The organism is Myroides phaeus, from assembly GCF_009799805.1.
GTDB lineage: Bacteria > Bacteroidota > Bacteroidia > Flavobacteriales > Flavobacteriaceae > Flavobacterium > Flavobacterium phaeum_A.
The window spans coordinates 2,625,298-2,650,768 of the sequence record NZ_CP047050.1 but is presented as its reverse complement, the minus strand read 5'-3'; the positions used below and the strand labels follow the sequence as shown (position 1 = coordinate 2,650,768).

Here is a 25,471-nt window from a genome sequence, read left to right as displayed (position 1 = left end):
TCTTCTGTTGAAAGATTAAGTAAATCGCATTTTTACATAAAAAGATGTACTAAAGGACAATTATAACCTCAAAATAGAAAACAGCTTTTTAATCTGAGTAATAAATCTTATTTTTGGCTGGTCTGCTATGGAATTCCACTTGGAATTGTAGTAGGTTAGTAATCATTAAATTCAATATATTTTACTTTATGTCAGACGATAAAAAGGTAATTTTCTCGATGTCGAAAGTGAGTAAAACTTACTCATCGACAAATAAAACTGTTCTTAAGGATATTTATTTAAGCTTTTTCTATGGAGCTAAAATTGGTATTCTTGGTTTAAACGGTTCAGGTAAGTCTTCTTTGTTAAAGATTATTGCAGGGGTAGACAAGAACTATCAAGGAGATGTTGTATTCGCTCCAGGATATACTGTTGGATACTTAGAACAAGAACCACAGTTAGATGAAACTAAAACGGTGATTGAAATCGTTAGAGAGGGAGCTGCTGAAACTGTAGCTATTCTTGACGAGTTTAATCAGATAAATGATATGTTTGGTTTGCCAGAAGTTTATGAAGATGCAGATAAAATGCAAAAACTGATGGATCGCCAAGCTGAGTTACAAGATAAAATTGATGCAGCAGGTGCTTGGGAACTTGATACGAAGTTAGCAATTGCTATGGATGCATTACGTACGCCAGAAGGAGATACACCTATTAGCGTGTTATCTGGTGGAGAAAAAAGACGTGTGGCTTTATGTCGTTTGTTGTTACAAAACCCAGATGTATTATTGTTAGATGAGCCTACCAACCACTTAGACGCGGAGTCTGTACATTGGTTAGAGCAACACTTACAACAGTATAAAGGAACTGTAATTGCAGTAACCCACGACCGTTATTTCTTAGATAACGTTGCTGGATGGATTCTTGAATTAGACAGAGGTGAGGGTATTCCTTGGAAAGGAAACTATTCTTCTTGGTTAGATCAAAAGTCTAAACGTTTAGCTTTAGAAGAAAAAGTAGCTTCTAAACGTCGTAAAAACCTTGAGCGTGAGTTAGATTGGGTACGTCAAGGTGCTAAAGGGCGTCAAACTAAGCAAAAAGCAAGGTTACAGAATTACGATAAATTATTAAATGAAGACCAAAAACAATTAGAAGAGAAATTAGAGATTTATATCCCTAATGGACCTCGTTTAGGTACAAATGTAATTGAAGCGAAAAATGTTGCTAAAGCATTTGGAGATAAATTATTATATGATGATTTAAACTTTACTTTGCCTCAAGCTGGTATTGTTGGTATTATTGGACCTAACGGTGCTGGTAAGTCTACTATCTTCCGTATGATTATGGGAGAACAAACGCCAGACGGTGGTACATTTGATATTGGAGAAACTGTTAAGATTGCTTACGTTGACCAGTCTCATAGTAATATTGATCCTGAGAAATCTATCTGGGAAAACTTCTGTGATGGTCAAGAATTGATTATGATGGGTGGACGCCAAGTGAATTCACGTGCTTATTTAAGTCGTTTTAACTTTGGTGGATCCGACCAAAATAAGAAAGTAGCTACATTATCAGGAGGAGAGAGAAACCGCCTTCACTTAGCAATGACGTTAAAAGAAGAAGGTAACGTACTTTTACTGGATGAGCCTACGAATGACTTAGACGTAAATACACTACGTGCTTTAGAAGAAGGTTTGGAAAACTTTGCAGGATGTGCAGTTGTTATTTCCCACGACCGTTGGTTCTTAGACCGTATCTGTACGCATATCTTAGCGTTTGAAGGAGATTCGCAAGTTTACTTCTTTGAAGGGTCGTTCTCAGACTACGAAGAAAACCGTAAGAAGCGATTAGGAGATGTTGCTCCAACTCGATTGAAATACAAGAAATTAGTTCGCTAATGAATAGAAAAGCATAATTATAAATTTAATTATGCTTTTTTTATTTTATAATATCCCCAATTAAATTAATAAATGAGAATAGAAATATTAGAAATCAACGCACAATCGCCTGAAGGACTACCGGCAATTTTCACTCCTACATTAGTGAAATTCACTGATAAAACGAACTATTTAATCGATTGTGGTTTTACGTATAATTACCCTGAATTCAAACAAGAGTTAGAGAAATTTGGTGTTTCAATAGCGGATCTAACAGGTATAATTATTTCACACGATGATATAGATCACTTAGAAGGATTACATTGTTTTAAAGAAGAGAATGCAGCTATTAAAGTGATCAGTAGCGATGCTGAGGCAGATTCTGTAGCTGGTGTAATTCCTGCTGAACGATTAGTACAAGTAGAGGGAAGCCTTAATTTTATTCCGCAAGAAATGAAACCAATGATGGAAGGTTTTGTAAAGGAGCTTAAGGCAATTAAACGCTTCCCGGTAGATAGTGTTTTAAAAGATAAGGAAGTGATTAATGATACTTTAGTTGTTGTGGCTACACCAGGGCATACAAAAGGACATATCTCTTTCTATGATACAGCGAGTAAAACCGTAATTGCAGCAGATGCAATTGTAGTAGAGGAAGGCGAGTTTAATATTGCTAATCCACAGTTTACTTTAGATATGGATGCTGCTTTGGCATCAGTAGAGCGTATCAAATCACTACAGCCTACAAGAATTATTTGTTATCACGGAGGAATTGTAGAAGACGATATTCAAGATAAGTTACAAAGACTATTAGATCGTTATAAGCAATAAAATAAGTTTAAATGAGTAAAAGGGTAGCAGTAATGCTATCCTTTTTTTATGGAGTAAAGTGAACGGAAAAGGGGCATTGGAGCTGTTTTTTGAGAAGTGGATTACAGTGTTTTTTGATTAAAACATCTCAAATAACTAAAATATATAAGACAGGTGTTACACAAGTTTTAAGGATGTTTTAATATGAGTGCTTGTATAATGTATGTATACTCTATGTATAGTGGTTGTATACTTTTTATGTAAAAATATACAAGCAGTTTACATAGAATATATAAAGATTATACAAAGGGGCTGTATAAGATAGTTATAGGAAGTTGATAAGTGCTGTATTTGATTTAAGTAGAAGGCTGGTATGCTAATATGTATTGATGCCTATTGAGGAGAAATAAGGCAATAAAAAAAGGACTATCATCCGATAGTCCTTTTGTATATATTTTTTAAGTTTCGCTTAGATGAAACTAATAAACAAGTTTAATATTAACGCGTTTAAAATGTCGATAAAAAACGCTCCCACCATTGGAATGATTAAAAACGCTTTATATGATGGTCCGAAACGATTTGTAACAGCTTGAATATTGGCAACTGCCGTAGATGTAGCACCAAGTCCAAATCCACAATGTCCGGCACTTAAAATGATTGCATCATAATCTTTCCCCATTACTCTATACGTTACGTTTGCTGCAAACAACCACATTAAGATAACTTGTACAATTAAGATAACTAAAACAGGAAGAGCTAAATCAACAATTAACCAAAGTTTTAAAGACATTAATGCGCAAGCTAAGAAGATTGAAAGTCCAACGTTCCCTAAAATATCAACAGGTTCATTATTTATTTTAACTTTTAAAGCGTTGCTTAAAACGTTTCTAATGATTACACCTACAAACAAACACCACACAAACGTTGGTAGTTTAAAAGAGTACTGTGCATTCCAATCAGCTAATACTTGTCCAAGCACCAAACAAACAGAAAGCATTGTTACCGTAATCATAATTGACTTATAAGTTACTTTTTCTGCAGGGAAAGCTTCGTCAGACATCTCGTGAGTTTCTTCTCTAAATTCAATTTCCTCAGGGCTTAGTTCAGTATAGTTTTTCTTCTTTAACAAACGATGTGCTAAAGGACCTCCAATTGTTCCACCAAAAATTAAACCGAAAGTAGCACAAGCTAATCCAATTTCTTTTGCTCCCAGTAGTGGGTTTCCGCTTGCCATGAAGTCGTTAGCCCAAGCACCAGCAGTACCGTGTCCTCCTGTTAAAGTAATAGAACCAGCAATTAATCCAAATCGAAGGTCGATGTTCATTAATTTTGCCATCAGTACTCCGAGAGAATTTTGACATAAAATGAAAAGAGCTGCAATAACTAAGAATATTACAAGAGCTTTACCTCCTTTGATCAATTTAGAAAAGTCAGCGTTAAGACCAATCGAAGAGAAGAAGATGTACATCATACTATTTTGAAGACCTTCGTGAAAAGTGAACTCTTTGTCAAGTAATGCAAATACACCCCAGCTGAGTAAAGCTACAAGGAACCCCCCAACTACGGGTTCTGGAATGTTATATTTTTTGAAGAAATTAATTTTTTGAACCAAAAAACGACCTAATAAAAGCACTAAACAGGCCAACATAAGCGTTTCGTATATTCCGAATTCCATATAACGATAAGTTTTTTTGTAAATAATTAAGTGAAGAAAATAAATTCTTTGACAGGCAAATATAACTAATCGAGATTGTAAAATAATAGAAAACGATGTATAATTACCATAAAATTAAAAAATTAGTATTTATTTTCAGGTTCTCTTGTTAAAAAGAACTTCAAGCTTTAGAATACATATATTATACCAAATTGAAAGAAATATAAAAATCTTTTTTTAGATACGGTTGAAATAACTATTTTTGCGCATGCAACACAATGTACTTATTTTAGATTTTGGATCGCAATACACTCAGTTGATTGCGCGAAGAGTTCGTGAGTTAAATATATTCTGCGAAATCTTACCTTTTAATGATTTACCACAGGACTTATCAGCTTACAAAGCAGTAATTTTATCAGGAAGTCCTTATTCAGTTCGCTCGGAAGAAGCGTTACACCCTGACTTGTCTAATATTAAAGGAAAAATGCCTTTATTAGCTGTGTGTTATGGTGCGCAATATCTTGCTCATTTCTTTGGAGGAGAGGTTGCACCATCTAATACAAGAGAATATGGTAGAGCGAATTTAGATTTTATAGCTGAAGACGTTTTCTTTAAAGACATTCCTCAAAACAGTCAAGTGTGGATGAGCCACAGTGATACTATTAAAACTTTACCTACTAATGCTGTTCTTTTAGCAAGTACAAAAGACGTTACTAACGCTGCGTACAAAGTTGAAGGAGAGCAAACGTATGCAATTCAATTCCACCCAGAGGTTTATCACTCAACGGATGGAGCTACATTGTTGAAAAACTTTTTAGTAGATATCGCAGGAGTAAAACAAGATTTTACACCTAATGCTTTCGTAGAGGAAACAATTGAAGATTTAAGAAATAAAATCGGAGATGAGAAAGTAGTTTTAGCACTTTCTGGAGGAGTAGATTCTACTGTAGCTGCTGTGTTATTACACAAAGCTATCGGAGAGAACTTACACTGTATCTTTGTAAACAATGGTTTATTACGTAAAAACGAGTTCCAAAGTGTATTAAACCAATACAACGGAATGGGATTGAACGTAAAAGGAGTTGATGCTACAGACCTTTTTATGACTGCATTAGCAGGATTAGAAGATCCAGAGCAAAAACGTAAAGCTATTGGTAAAGCGTTTATCGATGTTTTTGACGCAGAGTCAAAATTAATTGAAGATGCTACTTTCTTAGGACAAGGAACTATTTACCCAGACGTTATTGAGTCTATTTCTGTAAAAGGACCTTCTGCTACTATTAAATCTCACCACAATGTAGGTGGATTACCTGACTTTATGAAGTTGAAAATAGTAGAGCCTTTACGTATGCTTTTCAAAGATGAGGTACGTAGAGTAGGAGCTTCTTTAGGAATTGATCCTGAATTGTTAGGAAGACACCCTTTCCCAGGGCCTGGATTAGCAATTAGAATTTTAGGAGATATTACACAAGAGAAAGTTCGCTTATTACAAGAAGTTGATGCTATTTTCGTAGAAGGATTAAAAGAGCACGGATTGTACAACCAAGTATGGCAAGCTGGAGCTATTTTATTACCTGTAAATAGTGTTGGTGTAATGGGAGACGAGAGAACGTATGAAAAAGTTGTAGCACTTAGAGCAGTTGCTTCTACAGATGGTATGACTGCTGACTGGGTTCACTTACCTTATGAGTTCTTAATGGAAATCTCTAATAAAATTATTAACCGAGTAAAAGGTGTAAATAGAGTGGTTTACGACATTAGTTCAAAACCACCTGCAACAATTGAGTGGGAATAATTAAAATATTTGAATAAGTCGCTGTAACTTTGTTGCAGCGACTTATCGTTTTTTATAAATTCATATTGCTACATGAAAAAGAAATTATTTATAGCCTTAACGGCGTTTGTTTTTACTACTACTGCATCTTTTGGTCAACAGGGATCTTTTGTTCAATACAGAGTGAATAAGGGGGATACTGTTAGTAAAATTGCAAGAGAGAATCAGGTTCCTGTATCTGAAATCTTGAAATATAATCCAGATGCTAAGAGTGGTATAAATGAAAATAGCTTTTTATTAATCCCCACCAAAGAATTTTTAGAAAAGGAGAGTAATAAAAGTTCAAATCCACTGAAAAAAGAAACGGTTAAACAAGCTGTGTCTCCTGCTTCTGCAGATACACATACTGTTCAACCTAAAGAAACGCTTTATAGTATTAGTAAAAAATATGGCGTATCAGTTACTGATTTATACACTTGGAACCCATCTTTAAAAGATGGTGGTTTGAAATCAGGAAGCACTATTTATATTGCTGCGGCTGATACTTCTAAAAAACAAATTTTTGAAAGTAAAGAGGTAGTTGTGTCAAATCAACAACCTAAGCGTATTCCTGCTAAGTTACCTTCGTCTACAGCAGATACTATTAAAGATATTAATAATATCTACTTTAAAACAATTGACGTAGAACCACAAGCTACTTTGTATAGTTTGGCTGTGATTAATAATACTACTGTGCAACGATTATTGGAGTTGAATCCAGAATTGAAAGACGGTTTAAAGAGTGGTCAAAAGATAAAGGTGCCTGCTTATGGATATAAAGCTGGTGAAAAGGTAGTAGAACTTACTGCTGGTAAAGCTAAGCCTACGCCAAGTAATACGACAACTATTATTGTAGAGCCTAAACAGACGTTATATAGTATTAGTAAACAATACGGTGTTTCTATCACTGATTTAGTTAAACAAAACCCAGAGTTAAATCAAGGATTGCGCAGTGGAATGGAATTGATTATTCCTACTGATGGTACTCCTGCTGTGAAAAAAGAAGAGTCAAAAGTAGATTTTGATATTCCACAAGCAAGTGTTAGTACGGGAGGATATGTTGATTTTTCAACTTCTGTGGTTCGTTCAAATAGAAAAGAAATAGCTTTATTGTTGCCTTTTAATGCCAATAAAGCAGGTATTGATTTAGATACAAGATTACAGTCTGATGGTTTTTTAAACCTAACATTGGATTTCTATACAGGAGCTTTAATGGCAATTGACTATGCTAAGAATTTAGGTCTGCCATTAACAGTTAATGTGTATGATTCAAATGAGACAAAGAATAGTTCTTCTGTAAAGAGTATTTTTAAAACAGAGAACTTTGACGATACAGATGTTATTATTGGGCCTTTCTTTAAAGCGAATGTTGATGAGGCTGTAAAAGTGTTGCCGAATGATAAAGTGGTTGTAATTTCTCCATTGTCAAATGAGAAAGCTACAGCGTCTAATCGCTTGGTGCAGACTATGCCTTATAGCGATGTATTAAAGAGCCAATTATTAGATCATTTTATCAGAAGTGGTGCTAAAGTAACTGTGGTTGTAGATGATAAAAAGACATCGACAAAACAGTTTATGCAAAGACATTATCCTAATGTAAAAGTAATTAGTACAACCTTGATTAAGGATGTTGATAAAACATTAGTTTCAAGTCAAAACAATGTGTTTATATTGGATTCTAATAGTATTGCATCAGCTTTACTATTAACTGATAAATTGAAAAATAAAGTACGAGATTTCAATGTTCAAGTAGCTTCGTTTGATAAGAATGATATATTTGATTACAGTGAAATTAAAATACAAACATTAGTAGATTTAAAATACACATTCCCATCTGTAACAAGAGATAGTGAAGAGTCTAAAATGGAGTCAGAATTTGCAAAAGAATACAAGGATAAATATAACGTGTATCCAAATAGATTTGCTACACGAGGATATGATGTTACTTTAGATGTTATTTTGAGAATGTTCCAAAAAGATGGTTTCTTGAAAACAGCAGGACAAAAAACACAAGAAGTAGAGAATCGCTTTATCTATAGTAGAAATCCTGAAGGAACAATTAGAAACACAGGTGTTTACTTAATGCAGTATAGCGATGATCTAACAGTGAAAGTATTGTAATATGCTTGGTGATCAAAAGTATTTAATAGAGTTAGCTCACGCAAAAATGCCCTTTGGTAAATACGAAGGAAAGTATCTGATAGATCTTCCGGAGTATTATGTGGTTTGGTATCACAACAAAGGATTTCCAAAAGGAAAGTTAGGAGAGCAATTAGCATTGGTTTATGAGTTGAAATTAAACGGCTTAGAGCCAATGATAAGAAATATTCGCAATAACTTTAAGTAAAAGGTTATTAGTATAAAAAGAGAAAGATAAGTTGTTTATAATGACTTATCTTTTTTTTTATAGATATTTTCCGTTAAATCTTAGTGATCTAAAGGTTGTAACAGAAAAATAACAAAAATTGTAAAAAAAACAGAATAGCTTGTTTTTTAGCATTAGAAGTAAAAATTCTATAATTTGATTAATTCAAATTGTCAAAATGATAAAAAAGGACAATATTATTTGCTTTGTGTCAATTATCACAAGGCTTTAAGCAGGGGTAGAACGAATGTGAAAAATGCGAATAACAATAATATGTTGTAAATTTGTCGTGTAAATTCGATTGATTATGATGAATATTCCTACTTCTAATCGTCCACGTGTTGTTATCATCGGTGGAGGATTTGGAGGGTTAGCTTTAGCAAAAAAGCTTAAGAATAAAAACTTCCAAGTTGTGTTGTTAGATAAGCACAACTACCATACTTTCCAACCATTGTTATACCAAGTAGCAACAGGAGGGTTAGAGTCTGGGTCTATTGCGTACCCAATTCGTAAAGTAGTACAAGGTTTTGAAGAGATATACTTTCGTTTAGCGAATGTACAACGTATTGACACAGTCAATAAAAAGGTAGTAGCTGATATTGGTACTATTTTTTATGACTATGTTGTAATTGCTACAGGATCTAAAACAAACTTCTTTGGAAACGAAGCAATTAAGACGAATAGTATGGCGATGAAGACAATTCCTCAGTCGTTAAACATTCGTAGTTTAGTATTAGAGAACTTTGAGTCTGCGTTATTGACTACAGAAGATACAGAGCAACGCGCATTGATGAATTTCGTTATTGTTGGAGCAGGACCTACAGGAGTAGAGTTAGCTGGAGCATTAGCAGAAATGAAGAAGCAAGTGTTGCCTAAAGATTATCCAGACTTAGATTTAAGTAAAATGGAAATCAACGTTATCCAAGGGGCAGGTAAGGTGTTAGACGCAATGTCTGATAATTCATCTAAAAAAGCACAAGAGTTTTTAGAGAAATTAGGAGTAAATGTTTGGTTAAACGAGATTGTAACAGATTACGACGGTAAAGTTGTATCTACTAAATCTGGTAAAACATTTACAGCTGAGACTGTAATCTGGACAGCAGGAGTTATGGGAGCTGCGGTAGATGGATTTGACTCTACTGTAATTCAAAGAGGTAACAGAATTAAGGTGAATGAGTATAACCAAGTAGAAGGTTTTACTGATATTTTTGCTATTGGTGACGTTGCAACAATGATGACAGAAAAAACGCCAATAGGACACCCAATGATGGCACAACCAGCAATTCAGCAAGGGCAATTATTAGCAAATAACTTAATTAACCTTAGAGATGGTAAACCGTTGAAAGCTTTCGTTTACAATGACAAAGGATCAATGGCTACAATCGGACGTAATAAAGCAGTTGTAGATTTACCTAAGTTTAAGTTTAGCGGATTCTTCGCTTGGTTTGTATGGATGTTTGTTCACTTAATGTCATTAATTGGATTTAGAAACAAATTAGTTGTTTTCTGGAACTGGTTATATAACTATTTAATGTTTGACAGACAAGCGCGTTTAATTGTAAGACCATTTAAACGTAAAACAGAGGAGAGCTTCAAAGATCATAATGAAGATTAACTACTCATATAAAGCATATAGTTTATCGTAATTGATTAATAAGTCAACAAACTTATTATAAGAATGAATACCTTCTTTTTGGTTGTTTATTTTTAAAAAATTACTGTAAAAAAGTTTAAAAAATGAATCAGTGATATTCTTGTAAGAATTCCAAAATATAGTATTCTCGTTTATATTTTCCATTACACCTGTATTGAGCATACTAAGGAGTTCTTCAAGTTCATCTGGTTCATTTTTTGCAATATTAGATAGGCAGTATCTCAAAGCGAAGATATTTGCCCCATATCTATATACTTCATTCGGGTGATGGTATGCTGCCATAAACCCAACAAAATTAGCATCACTTTCTTTTGCATATCCCAATTGATGAGAAACTTCGTGAGAAGCAGTAACGATCATTGTTGTTTTGGGTATTAAGTAATTTACTTGAGCTTCATTAGTAAACGGATTGATGTATCCTGAAAATCCCATATAAGTAAGAGGCTTACTAAAAAGCGACTCTTTAATAGAGGTAGGAACATTGCCAAAGTTAAATGTTGATTCAATCTGTTGTAAACCAATTTTTGCATCTCCCAGTATTTCTTCTGTTGTAAATTGATTATTGACCGCTTTAAGGCTATCATTTGTCAAAGACAACTGAATTGTGTTCGTTTCTGTAATAATGCGTTTAGTAAGCGTTATAAGCTCTGTATTGTCATATCCTTGTGCTATTTTAAGTTGTGAATGCAAAGAAGGTCTGAAATTGTTTAATCCCCAGCCTATAGTAAACAATATATAAAAAGTAATAGAGAATTTAATAGTTCCAACTGCAATTGTTTTCACCCTTATTTTCCATTCTTTCTTACGTCTAAATACGATTATTAGACTCTTTATAATTTGAAGAATTGCGATGAGGTAAAGCAAATCTCCAATAGAAAAGGGTATCCAATGCGTTATGGAGTCCCACATTGCACTATAATATTTATAAAATCCCGTTGTGTAATATGATTCGATGATATTAGGATAAAGCGTGATGCTTTGAATACCAATAAGGAATAAGATTAAACAAAGTATCCAATAACGTAATTTCATAAGGAATGTAATTTTACAAAAACAAAAGTAAGTGTATTTGTTATAAGTATCAAAAATGAAGTACAAAGTTAAGATAGGGTAAGAGCAACTTTATTTAATGCCAATAAAAAGTTATTTAAAAAGGAGCGTGAACTCATAAGTATGAATGACTTGTATAGTAAAAAAGATAATTGATGTATTTAGATACTTCTGTTAAAGTAATAGAAATGAAAATAACTGTTGAAATCATATTTTTAGTTTATTTCAGTTATGAAAGTTGACTCCTAATTTGTTACTAATTTCAAAAAAGTATAATATTTTTTTACCGTAAAATAGACATTTCTAAAATTTTGATTTAATATAATTTATTCTTTTGTTTATTCTTTTGATTTATATTGCTTATTTCGTATTTATTTTATGTATTATGTTGTAATTATTCGCAGGAATTGAAAATAAAGTGCATTTATTTTTTGTATTTCACAACAAGGTAGAATTTAATTCATTCAAAAACTTGTGTGGTTAACTAAATATATTTATAATTTGTTAAAATTTAGAAAATAACCAAAATAATATATGTTGTATTGTAAATAATATGTTTTTGTTGGCTATTTTAAGTTAAATATATGTGCTGTTTGTATATTTGATAAGATTATGATAGTAAATAAAAACAGCATGAAAAGAATATTACTTACACTATTTGTGTTTGGTTATACTGCGATAGCCTTAGCACAAGAAAAAGGAGGAATTGGAATAGGTATTCCATTGCCTGATCAATCTGCAATATTGCATATTCATTCTTCAGATAAAGGTGTGTTAATACCAAAAGTGTCTCTGGAAAATGAAAAAGACATTAAAACTATTAAAGGAGGAGGTATGATGCCTGAAAGTTTATTAGTTTATAATACGAATACAGCTAATGGCTTGACACCTGGGTTTTATTATTGGAAAAAAGATGAAGTAGATACAGCAAATTCAAAGTGGATTAAGCTTTTGACAGATGTTGATAAGGGAACTTTATTAGAAGGACAAAAATTGCCTGAGTTTATTAATCAATTAGGTGCTGATGGGAAGTTATCAGATAACTTCTTATACACTCCAGATAGTGCTAAACCTAATGTTGATACATTGTCTATTAAAATGCCTGAATTAGTAAAAAAACATCAAACACTTACAAAATTAGATGTTCAGTTGCGTAATATATGGCATTTAAAAGATGGTTCTAAGTTAATAGTGCAAACAGATAGACCAATTGACAACGACTTACCAATTATCGATATAGAAGAAAGAATTCCTGTGATTTCATACAAAGATGAAAAAGGATTGACGCAAGATGTTGTTGTGAAAGATTTATTGTCTGTTGGAGAAACACCAATTACTTCTTTAGTCTATTCACAAGGAGATGCAGCTTTGCTATTTACAAATGAGCAGGGAACAACAAATAGTATAGGTTTAAAATTGCCTATAGAAAATCTTCAAACTTTAACCAAGTTTGAATATGATGAGGGTATGAGTACTATTGCTTATACAGATGAAAAAAGACGTACACATACGTTTAATATATCAGGAGTTGTAAAAACTCCTTGGTTGTCAAAAGAGAAAGAAGATATAGTACAAGCAAATACAAGAAGTACAAATGTTTTTACAAATGCGGAATGGGTTGGTATTGGTTATGATGAGAAATCTACAATTGGAGGTGAGGCACTTAGAATAAAAGGAGCCATTACAGCAACTAACAGTTACTATGCCGATTATGTTTTTGAAGATTATTTTGATGGTGAATCTCTAATTAAACCTGAATATTCTTTCAATGCTTTAGATGTAGTAGAAGAGTATATAACAACAAATCGTCATTTACCTGGAATTACACCGATTGATGCTTTAGAGAAGAATGAAAAAGGATATTCTTTTAATGTTTCTGAATTAAGTATTCAATTGTTAGAGAAAACAGAGGAGTTGTTTTTGCATACAATAGAACTTAATTCTAAGTTGAAGCAATATGAAAAAGATATAGAATTGCTAAGACAAGAAATACAACAATTAAAAAATAAGTAGGTATTTACTAAAAATAAATATACAATGAAAAATATACATATATATCGAATAATACAACTTCTGTTATTATGTTTTGTTTTTAATGTTTCTTTTGCACAAAATGGTAAGAATTTAGGTACAAAGATTTCGGATAAAACAGAAGTTCAACCAAGTAATTTAAAGAGTAATTCTATTTTAGAATTAGAAAGTAAAGCTAAAGGTTTTTTACTTCCTCGTATGACAACGGCAGAGAGAAATGGAATTAATGTTGATGTAAATAATAGTGTTGATACTGGATTAGCAATTTTTAATATAGATAATGATTGTGTAGAGTATTATACTGCTATTTCTAAAAAATGGGTGAGCTTATGTGGTACATTACCTCCCGCTAAAATAGAGTTTAATGGTATCTGTGATCAGTTACAAATTACTAAGCCAAATGATTTTAAATTTGTAGCAGGTACTCCTATAACAGGGCAGAATGTACAAGTTACTGTACCGGTTAAAATTAATGAAGTAGGTACCTATCAAATAGATGTTTACTCAAGAAAAGAAGGAAAGAGTAACGGATATTATTTTTCTACTACAGGTACGTTTCTAAGTAAAGGTACAATAGAAGTAGCTATTATTGGTCAAGGAACTCCTATTGATGGATATGATGATCTGAATCAAGGAGATACGTTTGTAGTTAATTTAAATGGTACTGAGGTCTTGGTTTGTGATAATAAGCAGTATGTAAAAAAAGCAGCTACAAAGTTTACGATTATCCCTAAAGAGTACCAGGTAAAGGGGCCTTTATATTTAGGAGTAAATACAACTAATTTAAATACAGTTGAAATAGGAGTAAATGTAACTGGAATTGGGAAATATATAATTGAATCATTAGGAGATGGAGTTAATGGAGTATCTCTATATGGTGAAGGAGAGTTTACAAGACTTGGAGATAATATTGCTGTTTTAAGAGCAAGTGGAATACCTGTGTCGAATCTCCCTTCTGATAATAAAGGTTTTGAAATTCCAATAAAAACTAATTCTGGTACACAAGGTAGTGTTCCTGTTGGTACACATATTTATGCAAAGGTTGAACCAACTAAACTAACACCAATTTGTGTAAATATTGAAAAAGAAGGGCAATTTGTAAAAGGAAGTGCAATAGATGTAAAAGGAAATGTTCTTAGAGTACCTGTAAAGGTTTTATCACCAGGTAAAGCATCTTTAAAAATGGTTTCAAAAGATGGATTTATTTTTAAATCTGATGAACATAATTTTACATTTGATGCAGATAAAGACAATATTACTGAAGTTGTTTTAAGACCAGAAAGTAAGGTTATACCTTTTACATTAGACTCTACAGAATTTACTTTTGAAACAAATTCAGCTTTAGATTTAACTGGATGTAAACCATTTAGAATTGATTTCGAACAACCAGCAGTTGATTATGAAATTGAGAATTGTAATATTATTCTTAGAAGTAAAAATTACCCAGTTGCAAAACCTCTTCCTGTTGAGAAATTTGGAATTGATATTAAGGTAAAAGTAAAAATTGCAGGACCTTATACAATTGCTACAAAAGATCTATCAAATAGTGGTGTTTCATTTACAGCAAGTGGTGTATTTAAAGTAGAAGAGCAAGGTAAAGTAGTACAAGTAACTTTAGTGCCATCTGGTGAATTCGGAGGAGATCCTAATGCAAGTACACCTTATAATTATTCAATATATAAAAATATTGAGCAGAGTGAAGTTTGTAATTTTACAATTAATGCGGGGTTAAGAATGTTTAATATATTGCATTACGGAAGTTATTCTTTACCTATTCATTTTAATCAAGTTTATAGTACCGAAAATTTTGGACCTAAAGGAAAAATTGCTGCAGTATTGGGGATAAATGCTTTTAGTAGAAGAACACAAGCAGCAGGTTTGTCAATTCAAGATGAAGCAATAGCTTTAAAACAATATATTTTAAACAATGAAATAGATATTGTTGTTTTTGATATATTTTATGGTGATCCTTTTGCTCGTAATAGTTCTGGTTCCGAGATTATAGATGTGTTTGTGGATTTGGTTAAACAGAAAAAAATAACTTTGTTATATTTTAGCGGTGCTTATCAACGTCCAGATCAGCATACGTCCAGATTAGGTTCTTGGATAAATAATGTTGGGCAAAAGTTTTATCCAAATGATAATCTTCGTCCAAGTTGGACTTATCAATCTAGGTTGGTCAATAGTGATAACGGAGTCTATGAAATGGGGATAACTAAAAAAGAGAGTACTCATAGGTATTTAAATCCAAAATATTTAAGTGCAAGTAATCCTAATTTAGGTGAGGCAATCAGAAGTATTAGTTTAAAAGATAAAAAAATATTTGCAGGATATAGTCGATTTTACTTTAGTAATGTGGTTTCTGATAATTTTATTGTTTTAAGTGAAAGAGTAGATTTTAAATATTCACAAGTAAATGGATCAGGCTATGTATATTATGCAATGAAAGATTATCCTGTTATAGTAATGAATGGTCAAACTCCTTCTGAAGGTGCGTTTGATAAAGTAACAGGTTTTCCAAGAACTGATAGTAGGGATAAAGGTGTTTCATACGAAGGTTTCCTATATATGTCAATTATTTCAGAAATGATAGAACAAATTAAAGAAGGATTATAAAATTTTAAGCATTTGATTTATGTAGAAAGGTCATCTCTAATTAGAGGTGACCTTTCTTTTTTTGTATATACGTTAGTTTGTAGCCATTATTATATAATGTAGAGTTATGCGAAATCAATTAGAAATGAAGGTAGTTAAGTATTAAATAGTGTTGTTATAGGAGAAATATAATTTTACTAAACTTTTAATTAGAATAGATAAAAATAGATATATTTGTATCAAATTCTAATACGATGAGTAAAGTTAAGAAAGGAGAGAGAACAATCTTCGTTTGTGACGGAAAAAAATGTTGTAGATATAACGATGAAGCAAAAAGTTGTTTCAAAGAGTTATTGGAGGAAAATGGTATGAGTGATAATTACAGCATTTGTAAGATGAAATGCCAAGGGATGTGTAAAAGTGCTCCTGTGGTTTATTTATCTGCTCACGATAAGTATAAGAAAGAAGTTACGAAGAAGAAAGCGAATAAGATATTTGAGAAATATATTAGTGCATAAAATTGTTAGATCGCTTTTTTCAAGTATGTTAGCTTAAATTTAAAATCAATAGATATGCATAGAGTAGTTTATTTAACACTGTTTTTTTTTGTTAGTATATTGAGTCAAGCACAATCAGTTAATTCAGAAGTGTTTTTAAAGAATTTAGCTAATCACTGTGGAAAGTCGTATAAAGGACAAATAATAAGTAATCCAATTCCGAAAGACTTTCAAGATAAGGAATTAGTGATGAAGGTGATATTATGTGAGAAAGGAATAGTAAAAGTACCCTTTTTTGTTGGAGATGATTTATCCCGTACGTGGGTTTTTAGTTTAAAAGACGAACGTTTAGAGTTAAAACACGACCATAGAAAAGAAAATGGAATGCCCGATGAGGTTACTATGTATGGGGGAACAGCTACAAATCAAGGATTAGTTGATACGCAATTTTTTCCTGCCGATCAATTTACAGCTAATTTAATTCCAAGTATTGCAGGTAATGTATGGTGGGTTACACTTTCAGATAAAGAATTTACTTACAACTTAAAGCGTGTTGATAGTGATGGAGTATTTAAGGTTGTTTTTGATTTAACTACTTCCATAGAATCGAATAAAACACCTTGGTAAAATTGTAAAGTAAAAAGACTTATTTTAATTTGCTTACTTTTAAGGTAAATTTCGAGAACATGACAGTAGAAGAACTTAATAGTTTAAATAAACCAATATTATTACAATTCTATGCAGATTGGTGTGGACCGTGTAGAATGTTAAAAGAGACAATGGTAAAACTTGAACCCGAGATAGTAAATTTAAATGTTGAGGTTGAGAAAATAAATATTGATGTTAATAGAGAATTAGTAGAAGAGTTTTTTATTCGTTCAGTACCAACACTTGTTTTACTTAATGCTGCAGGAGATATTATATGGAGACAAGGGGGATTACCTTCTCCTCAAAAGATATTGCAAGAAATACTACAAGTAATTTAGAAATTGTATTATAAAAAGGATTATTCGCCCTGAATAATCCTTTTTATATTTTTTTTAATACCTATACGTATTAGTTTTTACTTCTATATTAATAATGTATTTATAATAAATATAACTTTTGTGATAAAAAAATGATTTTTAATTCCTTATATTTGTTAAAATTAGTATTTAAAATTGTCTTGATTGGGAATAGAGACTGTTGCTATAAATTACTATTAAAAGGGAAAATAAGATTGTTTCAATAATTAAGCTTTACACCTTGCTAAACTACATTCAGTGGTGGTACTGAAGTCTGGTTATTGAGATATTAATAAAAAGGATTATGAAAAGTAGTATTGAGGTTATTAAAAAATTAAAGGAATTATTAGAAATAAAAACAGATTTTCAATTAGCTAAGTTGTTAGATGTTAAACCAAACACTGTATCATCGTGGAAGTCACGGGAATCTCTGCATTTTGAAAAGATTATAGCTTTATGCGAAATACACAAGATTGATTTGAATACTCTTTTTTTAGAGGGATCAGAAAATATTAATGGTTTTAATCTTCATAAAAGAAGGGTTAAAATGATATCTGTTGAGCATCATTTTGAATACTGTTTAGATGCTAAAAATGCATTAGCAATTTGTCCTACTTTTATATTTCCAACAGAAGAAGAAATTGATACAGCATTTCAGATATCAAGCGAAAATATGTATCCTACAATTAAGGTAACTTCTTATGTTTTAAGTGAGAAAATCAGTTTACAAGATCTAAAACCTTGGAATGTATACGTATTAGTCTTAAAAGATAAAGGAATTGTTTGTTATAGGTTCAAACGTAAGACTGATACAAATGAATTATTTTTTATAAGTGATAATGAAAATTACGAAAATTTAATTGTACCAGAGAACCAAGTAAAAGAAGTTTTTTGTGTTCGCGGGGCATTTATCGGTAATAATAAAAATATGAGTTAATAAAACTTTAATTAAAAAAATAAAAAAGGACTTTCTTTTCTTTGAAGAAAGTCTTTTTTTTTGAATTATTCCCGAGACAAATGATTACTTTTAGTAAAATATTTTTGACTTATGCAGTATTACCAACTTTATGACGCCTTAAAAGAACTATATTCAACAGAACAGAATTACCTTGAAAGTTCTGAGTTAGGGATAGAAATTTTTAATTATGACTTTTTATCTCAAAAAGGTAAAAAAGTATTGTATGGTTCTGATGATTTGAGTTGTGGTAAACACGATATTGACTACAAGGAAGAAGTAACTAAAGGTGAAATAGAAGATCATTTGTTGGGATGTCCTGATTTTAATATAAAACAGAATGAACGATTTAAGATATCAGTCTTAAGAACTAAAGAAAGTAAAGTTTCTAAGGGTGTCATTGTGATGTTTCACGGTTTGAATGAGAAAAAGTGGGACAAGTATTTACCTTGGGCGTATGAGTTGGCTAAGCAAACAGGAAAAGCGATTGTTCTATTTCCGATTAGCTTTCACATGGATAGAACTCCAGCGGAGTGGTCTGATCGTAAGTTAATGTTTGGTATTGCTCAGAAAAGAGCAGAAGACTGGAAGACTAATTCAGATACAAGTTATGTGAATGCGGCTATTTCAACGAGAATGGAAGATAATCCTTTACGTCTTTTTTGGTCTGGTTTACAAACGTACTACGACTTTATACAATGGGTAGAGGAAGTGAAGAAGGGAACTTATCCTACCATTGACAAGAATGCTACTATTGACTTGTTTGGTTACTCTATCGGCTCGTTTTTATCGCTAATCATCTTAATGGCCAATCCTAAGGGGCTTTTAGACTCTTCTAAGTTGTTGTGTTATTGTGGGGGAATGACAATAGATCGTATGGCTCCAATATCAAAGTACATTATGGATGCTCGTGCAACTATTATGATGCAGAAGACATTTGCACAATTACTGACAACTTCTTTTGTGTCTGAACCAAGATTAGAACACTATCAAGATATATTGAAACATCCAGAGGAGAGTTGGTTTAGAACAATGTTGCGCTATTACCATTATCAGGAGAATAGAGAAAACCGATTTAAAGAGCTTGAAGGACGTATTAAGTCTATAAACTTGATGAAAGATGATATTGCTCCACCCGTAGAGGCATTGAATACGCTTCAAGGGGCCTACCGCACTATAAATATTGAAGTAGATGTAATAGACTATCCGTTCAATTATAGTCATATGATTCCGTTTCCTTTAACTGTGAAGAACGCAGATGAGGTAACAGAGGCGTTCAATATGACCATAGATAAGATGGTCTCTTTTTACAAAGAGTAAAGTATAAAACAGAAAAGGCGAACTATATAGTTCGCCTTTTCTGTTTTTATAGTCTTACAAGAAGATTGACTTACTTTTTAGCTGGTTTAGCCAAGTAATCAAAGAAGTAATTAGCAATCTTCGTATTCAAGTGAACTCTGTCTATCCCTGATACATTGTGTTCGTGAGATGGGTATAAAAAGAAGTCAACTTGCTTTTGTCCTTTGATAGCTGCTTCAATAAAGTCCATTGTGTGTTGTTGAACAACAACTGGGTCTTGAGCACCGTGTATTAACAATAACTTATTGTCTATTTTATTCGCTTTATTAATCAAGCTTGTTTTCTCATATCCTTCCGGATTTTCTTGAGGCATGTCCATGTATCGCTCACCGTACATAATCTCGTAGTACTTCCAATCCATCACAGGACCACCAGCAACACCTACTTTGAATATTTCAGGGTGGTTGATAGAAAGCGTAGTAGTCATAAATCCACCAAAGCTCCATCCGTACACACCAATTTTATCTTGGTCAACAAAAGAAAGTGTTTTTAGATAATCAACCCCTTTTAGTTGATCAGCCATTTCATTTTGTCCTAACTGTCTGTGAATTACTTGTTCAAAATCACGTCCTCTGTTGAAACTACCTCTGTTGTCCACGGTAAACACTATATAACCATTTTGTGCCATGTAATGGAAGAACAAGTTAGCACCTCCTAACCAAGAGTTAGTTACCAACTGTGCGTGTGGTCCTCCATAAACGTAAACCATCACAGGATACTTCTTAGACGCATCAAAATTGGTAGGGTAGATAACACGTGCATTCAGATCCGTTTTGTTGTCAGCCGCCTTAATAGTTACCAATTCCATCTTAGGCATAGTAATAACCCCATCATACGGATTCTTAGAAACTAACAAAGCATCTTCTTTTTTGTTGTCTGTATTGACAACAGCAACCTTATTAGGCGTATCAATATTATTAAACTGATCGATGAACAAGGTTTTGTTTTTGTTCAATACAACATTATGTGTTCCCGAAAGCGTAGTAATTTGCTCTGTTTTACCCTTTTTAAGGTTTACTTTAAACAATTGTCTATCCAACCCTTTATTAGTAACTCCAGTGTAGAACGCATTTTTACCATCCTCATCAAAACCTAAAAACTCAGAAACAATCACATTCTCGTGTCCTAATTTCTTTTCAAGCTTTCCATCTGTATTGTATAAGTACATTTGTCTGTACCCTTCATTTTCAGAGAAGTGAATAAAAGTCTTATTGTTACCTGGTGTAAACACTAAACCTTGAGATGGCTCAACATAAACACTTGACTTCTCTTCAAACAATGTTTTCTCAAAAGCACCAGTTGCCGCGTTGTATTGGTTAACTTTCAAATGGTTTTGCTGACGGTTTAATACCCCAACATACACATAGTTTCCTGACGGATCCCACGTAACCATAGTTAAGAATTGATCTTCAAAACCTGTTTGTAACGTTACCTTTTCCTGCGTTAAGACATCATAAACAACTAAAGAAACTCTTTCATTGCTCATACCTGCCATAGGGTACTTAATATTTTTGTTTTCAGCCACGCGACCTCCCCATTGTACAAGAGGATAATCAGTCACTAAACTTTGATCTTTGCGGTAATACAACAATTGGTCTTGTTTAGGACTCCACCACATTCCTTTGTTGATTCCAAACTCATTGCGGTGAGTATCACTACTACCATTAACAATATCGTGTGTAGGATCATTGGTAACCTCAATATCAGTTCCATTGTGAGAAGTGATTACAATGTTGTTATCCTTTAACCACGCTAAATAATTGCCATTGCGAGAAGTAATCTCTTGCTCTGCATCTGCATTATATTTAAAGCTATTCGTTACCTTTTGCTCTTTAATATTAACTTGAATCGCATATTTAGCTTTGCGCTCTTTATCAACTTGCGTAAAGCTAATCTCGTTATTGTTTAACCATTGTAAATCATAAGGCAACATACGCAATGCAAACGTTGCATTCTTGATATTCTTATTTAAAATTGTCTCAAGTTCTTTTGCAGTAAGGATAGTCTGGTTTTCCCATTTATTCTCTTTGCTTTTGATCAATAAGCTATCTCTATTAGTAGTAACGATAGAAAAAGCATTGTCACTTTTCCATTTCGGTTGAAGTATCTTTTCAGGAGAAAACTTAAAGTATTGTCCATTAGTTGCTTCCGTAATCGTAAGGTCGCGTTGTGCAAACATTACGTTTCCTGCTAATAATAGAAATAATAATGATTTATTTTTCATGTTGATTTACGAGTTTATATTGTCGCTAATTTAAACTAATTCCGTGCTGAGCACAATTTTTATGCAAGCAAATTAGCTTTCTTTTCTTTTTAACTATAAAATCGTCTTAATATAAGCTATGTGATATTTGTAAAAAAGTATATTCTTAATACCTTTATTACAATAATTAATGTGTAATATAAATAAACAAAGCATATATGAGTAATTCTTTGCAAAAAGTAGCCTATATAACAGGAGGAACAAAAGGAATTGGAAAAGGGATAGCTGAAGCCCTATTACAGAACAATTATAGAGTGGCTATTTCTGGGCGTGAGCTAAGTGTAGTGCAAGAGATCGCAGCACAATTAGGTAAATCAGACCAGGTGATTGCTATTAAGTCAGACGTAAGAAACTACCAAGAGGAAGAAAAAGCTATTCAAACGATAGTAGAACAATTTGGTCGTGTAGATGTTGTAATTGCAAATGCTGGATTGGGAATATTTGCTTCTATTGAAGACCTGTCTTTAGAAGATTGGAATGCGATGATAGACACGAATCTAACAGGGGTGTTTCACACACTAAAAGCAAGTATCAAGCAGTTAAAAGAGCACAAAGGGTACTTTATTAGTGTAGCGAGTTTAGCCGGAATCAACTTTTTTGCAAGTGGTGCTGGATATAATGCAAGTAAGTTTGGTGTAGTTGGTTTCTCACAAGCGGCAATGTTAGATCTGAGAAATGCTGATATAAAGGTTACAACAATTTTACCGGGGTCTGTTACCAGTAATTTCAATAACCACGAACCATCAGAAGCAGATGCTTGGAAGATTCAACCAGAGGATATTGGCGAATTAGTAGTAGATATCTTGAAGATGAATCCTCGTGTATTGCCAAGTAAGATTGAAGTACGTCCTTTAAAAACAAGTAAGTAGTTTTCGTTGTATTACATCGTTTCAATAAGAGAGAATAATGCTATAAATAAAGCAAGTAGAGCAGTAGTCGTTTATTAATTATAAAAAATAAAGATATGAGTACAGATTTAGGTAAGTTTATCCTGCGTTTAGGAGTAGGAGGCTTAATGATATTTCACGGGATATTTAAGCTTATTCACGGCCATGATTTTATCATCAATCAATTATCGGCAAATGGTTTGCCCAAATGGTTGTGGTTAGGCGTTCCGGTAGGAGAGATTGTAGCGCCTTTATTTTTGATTGTAGGCTTTGCAACACGTGTTTCAGGTGCTATCATTGCTTTTACAATGTTTATGACGTTCTTTTTAGTTAAAGGAACTGCAGGTTTTGGTATTGATCCTAATACAGGAGGATTAAATGCAGAATTGAATATATTGTATTTAATGAGTGCCTTAGCTATCGCATTTATTGGTCCGGGTAGTTATAGAATATACAAAGGGAAAAGCGGTATATTATCATAAATCAGTGTGATATTAATATCAAGGTATTAAAAGCTTTTTTAGTTATCACTATCTTATATAAAAACAAACCTCAACTTATTGTTGAGGTTTGTTTTTTTTTGCCTTTTGGCGAAGTACATATAAATATAAACTTTCCGTCTTTTCTCTTGCCCAAGGAGTTTTTCTTAAAAACTTCAAAGAAGAGTTTATGCTTGGGTCGTGTGTAAAACAACGAATATTGATTTGATTCCCCAAACCTTCAAAACCGTCGTAATATTCCACTAATTCTTCTAATATATCAACAAGCTTTTTGCCGTGTAATGGGTCTTTCGAAGTCTGCATATTATTCTATTTTCAACAAAGATACAGTTATTCAGTATAATGTGTCAAACAATTTGACCTAACAATAAATTATAGTTTGTTCAATAATGGCTTTTTATAAAGCCAATTCACTCTAATAAAGAGAAAAATATTACTTATGAGATATAGTAAAATATTTGCTTTAAATACAATATGATAAAGAGATATTGAGGAATGCTTAATGAAAAATAGAAGATTGTATTTGTAATGTAATAAATCCATATTTCAATAAATAGATCAATTGTTGCTTTTGTTCGCAATATGTATTTTTTTATATTAAAGTGTAGCGTAAATAATGTATTTTAGCATAAATGTTTTTTTATTTATAGTTCAATTCGATTTCTACAGGGGTAATTTTTTGTAAATTATAAGAAAAATAAGTAGGCTTTGTTGATTATAAAATTAAAACAGATACAAGAAAGTAGATAGCTAATTTAAAGAGTTGTGCTGTGGGGATAAAGCACCAATTTAATATGAAAAAGAAGTTTTTAATAACCTCAATTACAGGTGTTCTATTACTTGGGGGAACGATTTATGGTCAAAATGATTTAAGCAACTTTAAGTTGCGAAATACAGGGATGGTAACTGTAGCTCCTAATACTGTAGTATCTACAGGTTTTGACTTTATTAATGAAGAAAAATCATCTGTTAAAACAGATGGAATAATCTATTTCTTTAAAGACTTTACTAATAAAGGAGTCTTTGATTTTAGTTCTAAGCTTAAAACATCTACAGTATATTTCCTTTCAAAGGACTCTGCTACGAAAGCTAAAGTACTGCAAGGAGATGAGGTTTCAAACTTCTATAATGTTGTGTTTGATAATCCTACGTACGGAATAGACTTAAAAAACAATATAGAGATTTTTGGTGTAGCTGATTTTAAAGACGGAATAATCAAAGTTGACTCTACCTTAAATGATAAGACAAAATTATCATATGGTATGGTTAGTTTTCGCAATGGAGCTACGCATAAAAATGTAAGTGATAAAAGTTATGTTGAAGGCGAGGTAGAGAAAGTAGGAAACGAATCTTTTGTATATCCAATTGGTGATAAAAAAATGTATCGTCGTGCTTCTATTTCAGCTCCAAATAATATTAAAGATGCAATAAGCGGAAAATATATAGTTCGTGATAAGAAATTCTTTGAAAAGCATACTGCCGTTTCAGGGGCAATAGACAAAATAAATACTGCTGAGTATTGGGAACTAAAGTCAACTAAAACAGGTACAAATAGAGTAGTTCTTACATTGAGTTGGGATGAGCGTATTACACCCGCGGAGTTATTAAATAATCCAGAGAAAAATCTTCACATTGTTCGTTGGGATAAACAGCAAAAAATGTGGGTTGATGAAGGAGGAGTGGTTGATATGGAAAAGAAAGAAATATCTACTTTAGCAGAAGTTAGTGGCTTTGTATATTTTACCTTGGCAAATGTAAAAGATATCTTGTTAGATGGAGACGTTGTTATTTATAACCTGGTAACACCAAACGGTGATGGTATGAATGACTACTTTATCATTGATAACATTAATAAATACCCGAATAATAAGGTACAGATATTTGACCGTTGGGGAGTATTAGTTTATGAAACGACTAATTATGATCCGAAAGGCGATGGTAGTGAGAATGTTTTTAATGGGTATTCAGAAGGAAGGGTTACTTATAACAAGAATAAGAAACTACCAAGTGGTACTTATTACTACATTGTTATTTATGAATACAAGGATAAAAATGGTAGTCGTATGATTAAAAAAGCGGCTAACTTACACTTAGATAATAATTAGTGAAATTATAATGATAATGGAGCTGTCTCATAACTTGAGACAGCTTTTTTTATTTCTACTATTGATGGTTAGATGC

The 25,471-nt window shown here is 32.4% G+C and carries 20 protein-coding genes; 16 read left to right on the top strand and 4 right to left on the bottom strand.

Annotation, left to right across the window (positions count from 1 at the left end):
* Positions 1–188 precede the first annotated feature (188 nt).
* Both ettA and GQS07_RS11820 read left to right on the top strand, forming a co-directional pair.
* Positions 189–1,877, top strand: coding sequence for an energy-dependent translational throttle protein EttA (gene ettA / locus GQS07_RS11825; RefSeq protein ID WP_158210995.1), 1,689 nt, complete (start codon positions 189–191; stop codon positions 1,875–1,877).
* Positions 1,878–1,949: 72 nt separating this feature from the next.
* Positions 1,950–2,684 (top strand): MBL fold metallo-hydrolase, encoded by a 735-nt coding sequence (locus tag GQS07_RS11820; protein ID WP_158210994.1) that lies wholly within the window; start codon positions 1,950–1,952, stop codon positions 2,682–2,684.
* A gap of 448 nt (positions 2,685–3,132) precedes the next feature.
* On the opposite strand, the gene gltS is transcribed toward GQS07_RS11820, so the two are convergent.
* Complete coding sequence (gene gltS / locus GQS07_RS11815; protein WP_158210993.1) at positions 3,133–4,338, bottom strand: sodium/glutamate symporter; 1,206 nt, start codon at positions 4,336–4,338, stop codon at positions 3,133–3,135.
* A 247-nt stretch (positions 4,339–4,585) separates the two neighbouring features.
* Between gltS and guaA the strand changes: the two genes are divergently transcribed.
* From guaA to GQS07_RS11795, 4 genes are all read left to right on the top strand, one after another.
* On the top strand, positions 4,586–6,112 hold the full coding sequence (gene guaA / locus GQS07_RS11810; protein WP_158210992.1) for a glutamine-hydrolyzing GMP synthase: 1,527 nt from the start codon (positions 4,586–4,588) through the stop codon (positions 6,110–6,112).
* Positions 6,113–6,184: 72 nt separating this feature from the next.
* Positions 6,185–8,251, top strand: a complete 2,067-nt coding sequence (locus tag GQS07_RS11805; RefSeq protein WP_158210991.1) for a LysM peptidoglycan-binding domain-containing protein — start codon at positions 6,185–6,187, stop codon at positions 8,249–8,251.
* A 1-nt stretch (position 8,252) separates the two neighbouring features.
* On the top strand, positions 8,253–8,477 hold the full coding sequence (locus GQS07_RS11800) for a DUF3820 family protein (RefSeq protein WP_090408560.1): 225 nt from the start codon (positions 8,253–8,255) through the stop codon (positions 8,475–8,477).
* Positions 8,478–8,802: 325 nt separating this feature from the next.
* A complete protein-coding gene (locus tag GQS07_RS11795) occupies positions 8,803–10,110 on the top strand; it encodes an NAD(P)/FAD-dependent oxidoreductase (RefSeq protein ID WP_158210990.1) in 1,308 nt (435 codons plus the stop codon).
* Here the strand turns inward: GQS07_RS11795 and GQS07_RS11790 are convergent, their stop codons facing one another.
* On the bottom strand, positions 10,111–11,181 hold the full coding sequence (locus tag GQS07_RS11790; RefSeq protein ID WP_158210989.1) for a DUF3810 domain-containing protein: 1,071 nt from the start codon (positions 11,179–11,181) through the stop codon (positions 10,111–10,113).
* 651 nt (positions 11,182–11,832) lie between these two features.
* On the opposite strand from GQS07_RS11790, the gene GQS07_RS11785 reads away from it, so the two are divergent.
* The 7 genes from GQS07_RS11785 (at position 11,833) to GQS07_RS11755 (ending at position 19,601) form a co-directional block, all read left to right on the top strand.
* A complete protein-coding gene (locus GQS07_RS11785) occupies positions 11,833–13,212 on the top strand; it encodes a hypothetical protein (RefSeq protein WP_158210988.1) in 1,380 nt (459 codons plus the stop codon).
* Between the two features lie 24 nt (positions 13,213–13,236).
* A complete protein-coding gene (locus tag GQS07_RS11780; RefSeq protein WP_158210987.1) occupies positions 13,237–15,846 on the top strand; it encodes a hypothetical protein in 2,610 nt (869 codons plus the stop codon).
* Positions 15,847–16,079: 233 nt separating this feature from the next.
* Positions 16,080–16,343, top strand: a complete 264-nt coding sequence (locus tag GQS07_RS11775) for a (2Fe-2S) ferredoxin domain-containing protein (protein WP_090408553.1) — start codon at positions 16,080–16,082, stop codon at positions 16,341–16,343.
* Between the two features lie 54 nt (positions 16,344–16,397).
* Entirely contained in the window at positions 16,398–16,949 is a 552-nt protein-coding gene (locus GQS07_RS11770; RefSeq protein ID WP_158210986.1) for a hypothetical protein, read from the top strand.
* 59 nt (positions 16,950–17,008) lie between these two features.
* Positions 17,009–17,308 (top strand): thioredoxin family protein, encoded by a 300-nt coding sequence (locus tag GQS07_RS11765; RefSeq protein WP_158210985.1) that lies wholly within the window; start codon positions 17,009–17,011, stop codon positions 17,306–17,308.
* 322 nt (positions 17,309–17,630) lie between these two features.
* On the top strand, positions 17,631–18,263 hold the full coding sequence (locus tag GQS07_RS11760) for a helix-turn-helix domain-containing protein (protein ID WP_158210984.1): 633 nt from the start codon (positions 17,631–17,633) through the stop codon (positions 18,261–18,263).
* 111 nt (positions 18,264–18,374) lie between these two features.
* Entirely contained in the window at positions 18,375–19,601 is a 1,227-nt protein-coding gene (locus tag GQS07_RS11755; RefSeq protein ID WP_158210983.1) for a DUF6051 family protein, read from the top strand.
* A gap of 70 nt (positions 19,602–19,671) precedes the next feature.
* Here GQS07_RS11755 and GQS07_RS11750 read toward each other — a convergent pair whose 3' ends face one another.
* Complete coding sequence (locus tag GQS07_RS11750; protein ID WP_158210982.1) at positions 19,672–21,864, bottom strand: S9 family peptidase; 2,193 nt, start codon at positions 21,862–21,864, stop codon at positions 19,672–19,674.
* Between the two features lie 197 nt (positions 21,865–22,061).
* On the opposite strand from GQS07_RS11750, the gene GQS07_RS11745 reads away from it, so the two are divergent.
* Both GQS07_RS11745 and GQS07_RS11740 read left to right on the top strand, forming a co-directional pair.
* Positions 22,062–22,772, top strand: coding sequence for an SDR family oxidoreductase (locus GQS07_RS11745; RefSeq protein ID WP_158210981.1), 711 nt, complete (start codon positions 22,062–22,064; stop codon positions 22,770–22,772).
* A gap of 95 nt (positions 22,773–22,867) precedes the next feature.
* Positions 22,868–23,272 carry a DoxX family protein gene (locus GQS07_RS11740; protein WP_158210980.1) on the top strand — a complete coding sequence of 135 codons (405 nt, stop codon included), beginning with the start codon at positions 22,868–22,870 and terminating at the stop codon, positions 23,270–23,272.
* A gap of 75 nt (positions 23,273–23,347) precedes the next feature.
* Here GQS07_RS11740 and GQS07_RS11735 read toward each other — a convergent pair whose 3' ends face one another.
* Positions 23,348–23,593 (bottom strand): VF530 family DNA-binding protein, encoded by a 246-nt coding sequence (locus GQS07_RS11735; protein WP_158210979.1) that lies wholly within the window; start codon positions 23,591–23,593, stop codon positions 23,348–23,350.
* Between the two features lie 491 nt (positions 23,594–24,084).
* On the opposite strand from GQS07_RS11735, the gene GQS07_RS11730 reads away from it, so the two are divergent.
* The gene (locus tag GQS07_RS11730) at positions 24,085–25,395 is read left to right on the top strand and encodes a gliding motility-associated C-terminal domain-containing protein (RefSeq protein ID WP_158210978.1); all 1,311 of its coding nucleotides are present in this window, start codon (positions 24,085–24,087) and stop codon (positions 25,393–25,395) included.
* Positions 25,396–25,471: the final 76 nt, after the last annotated feature.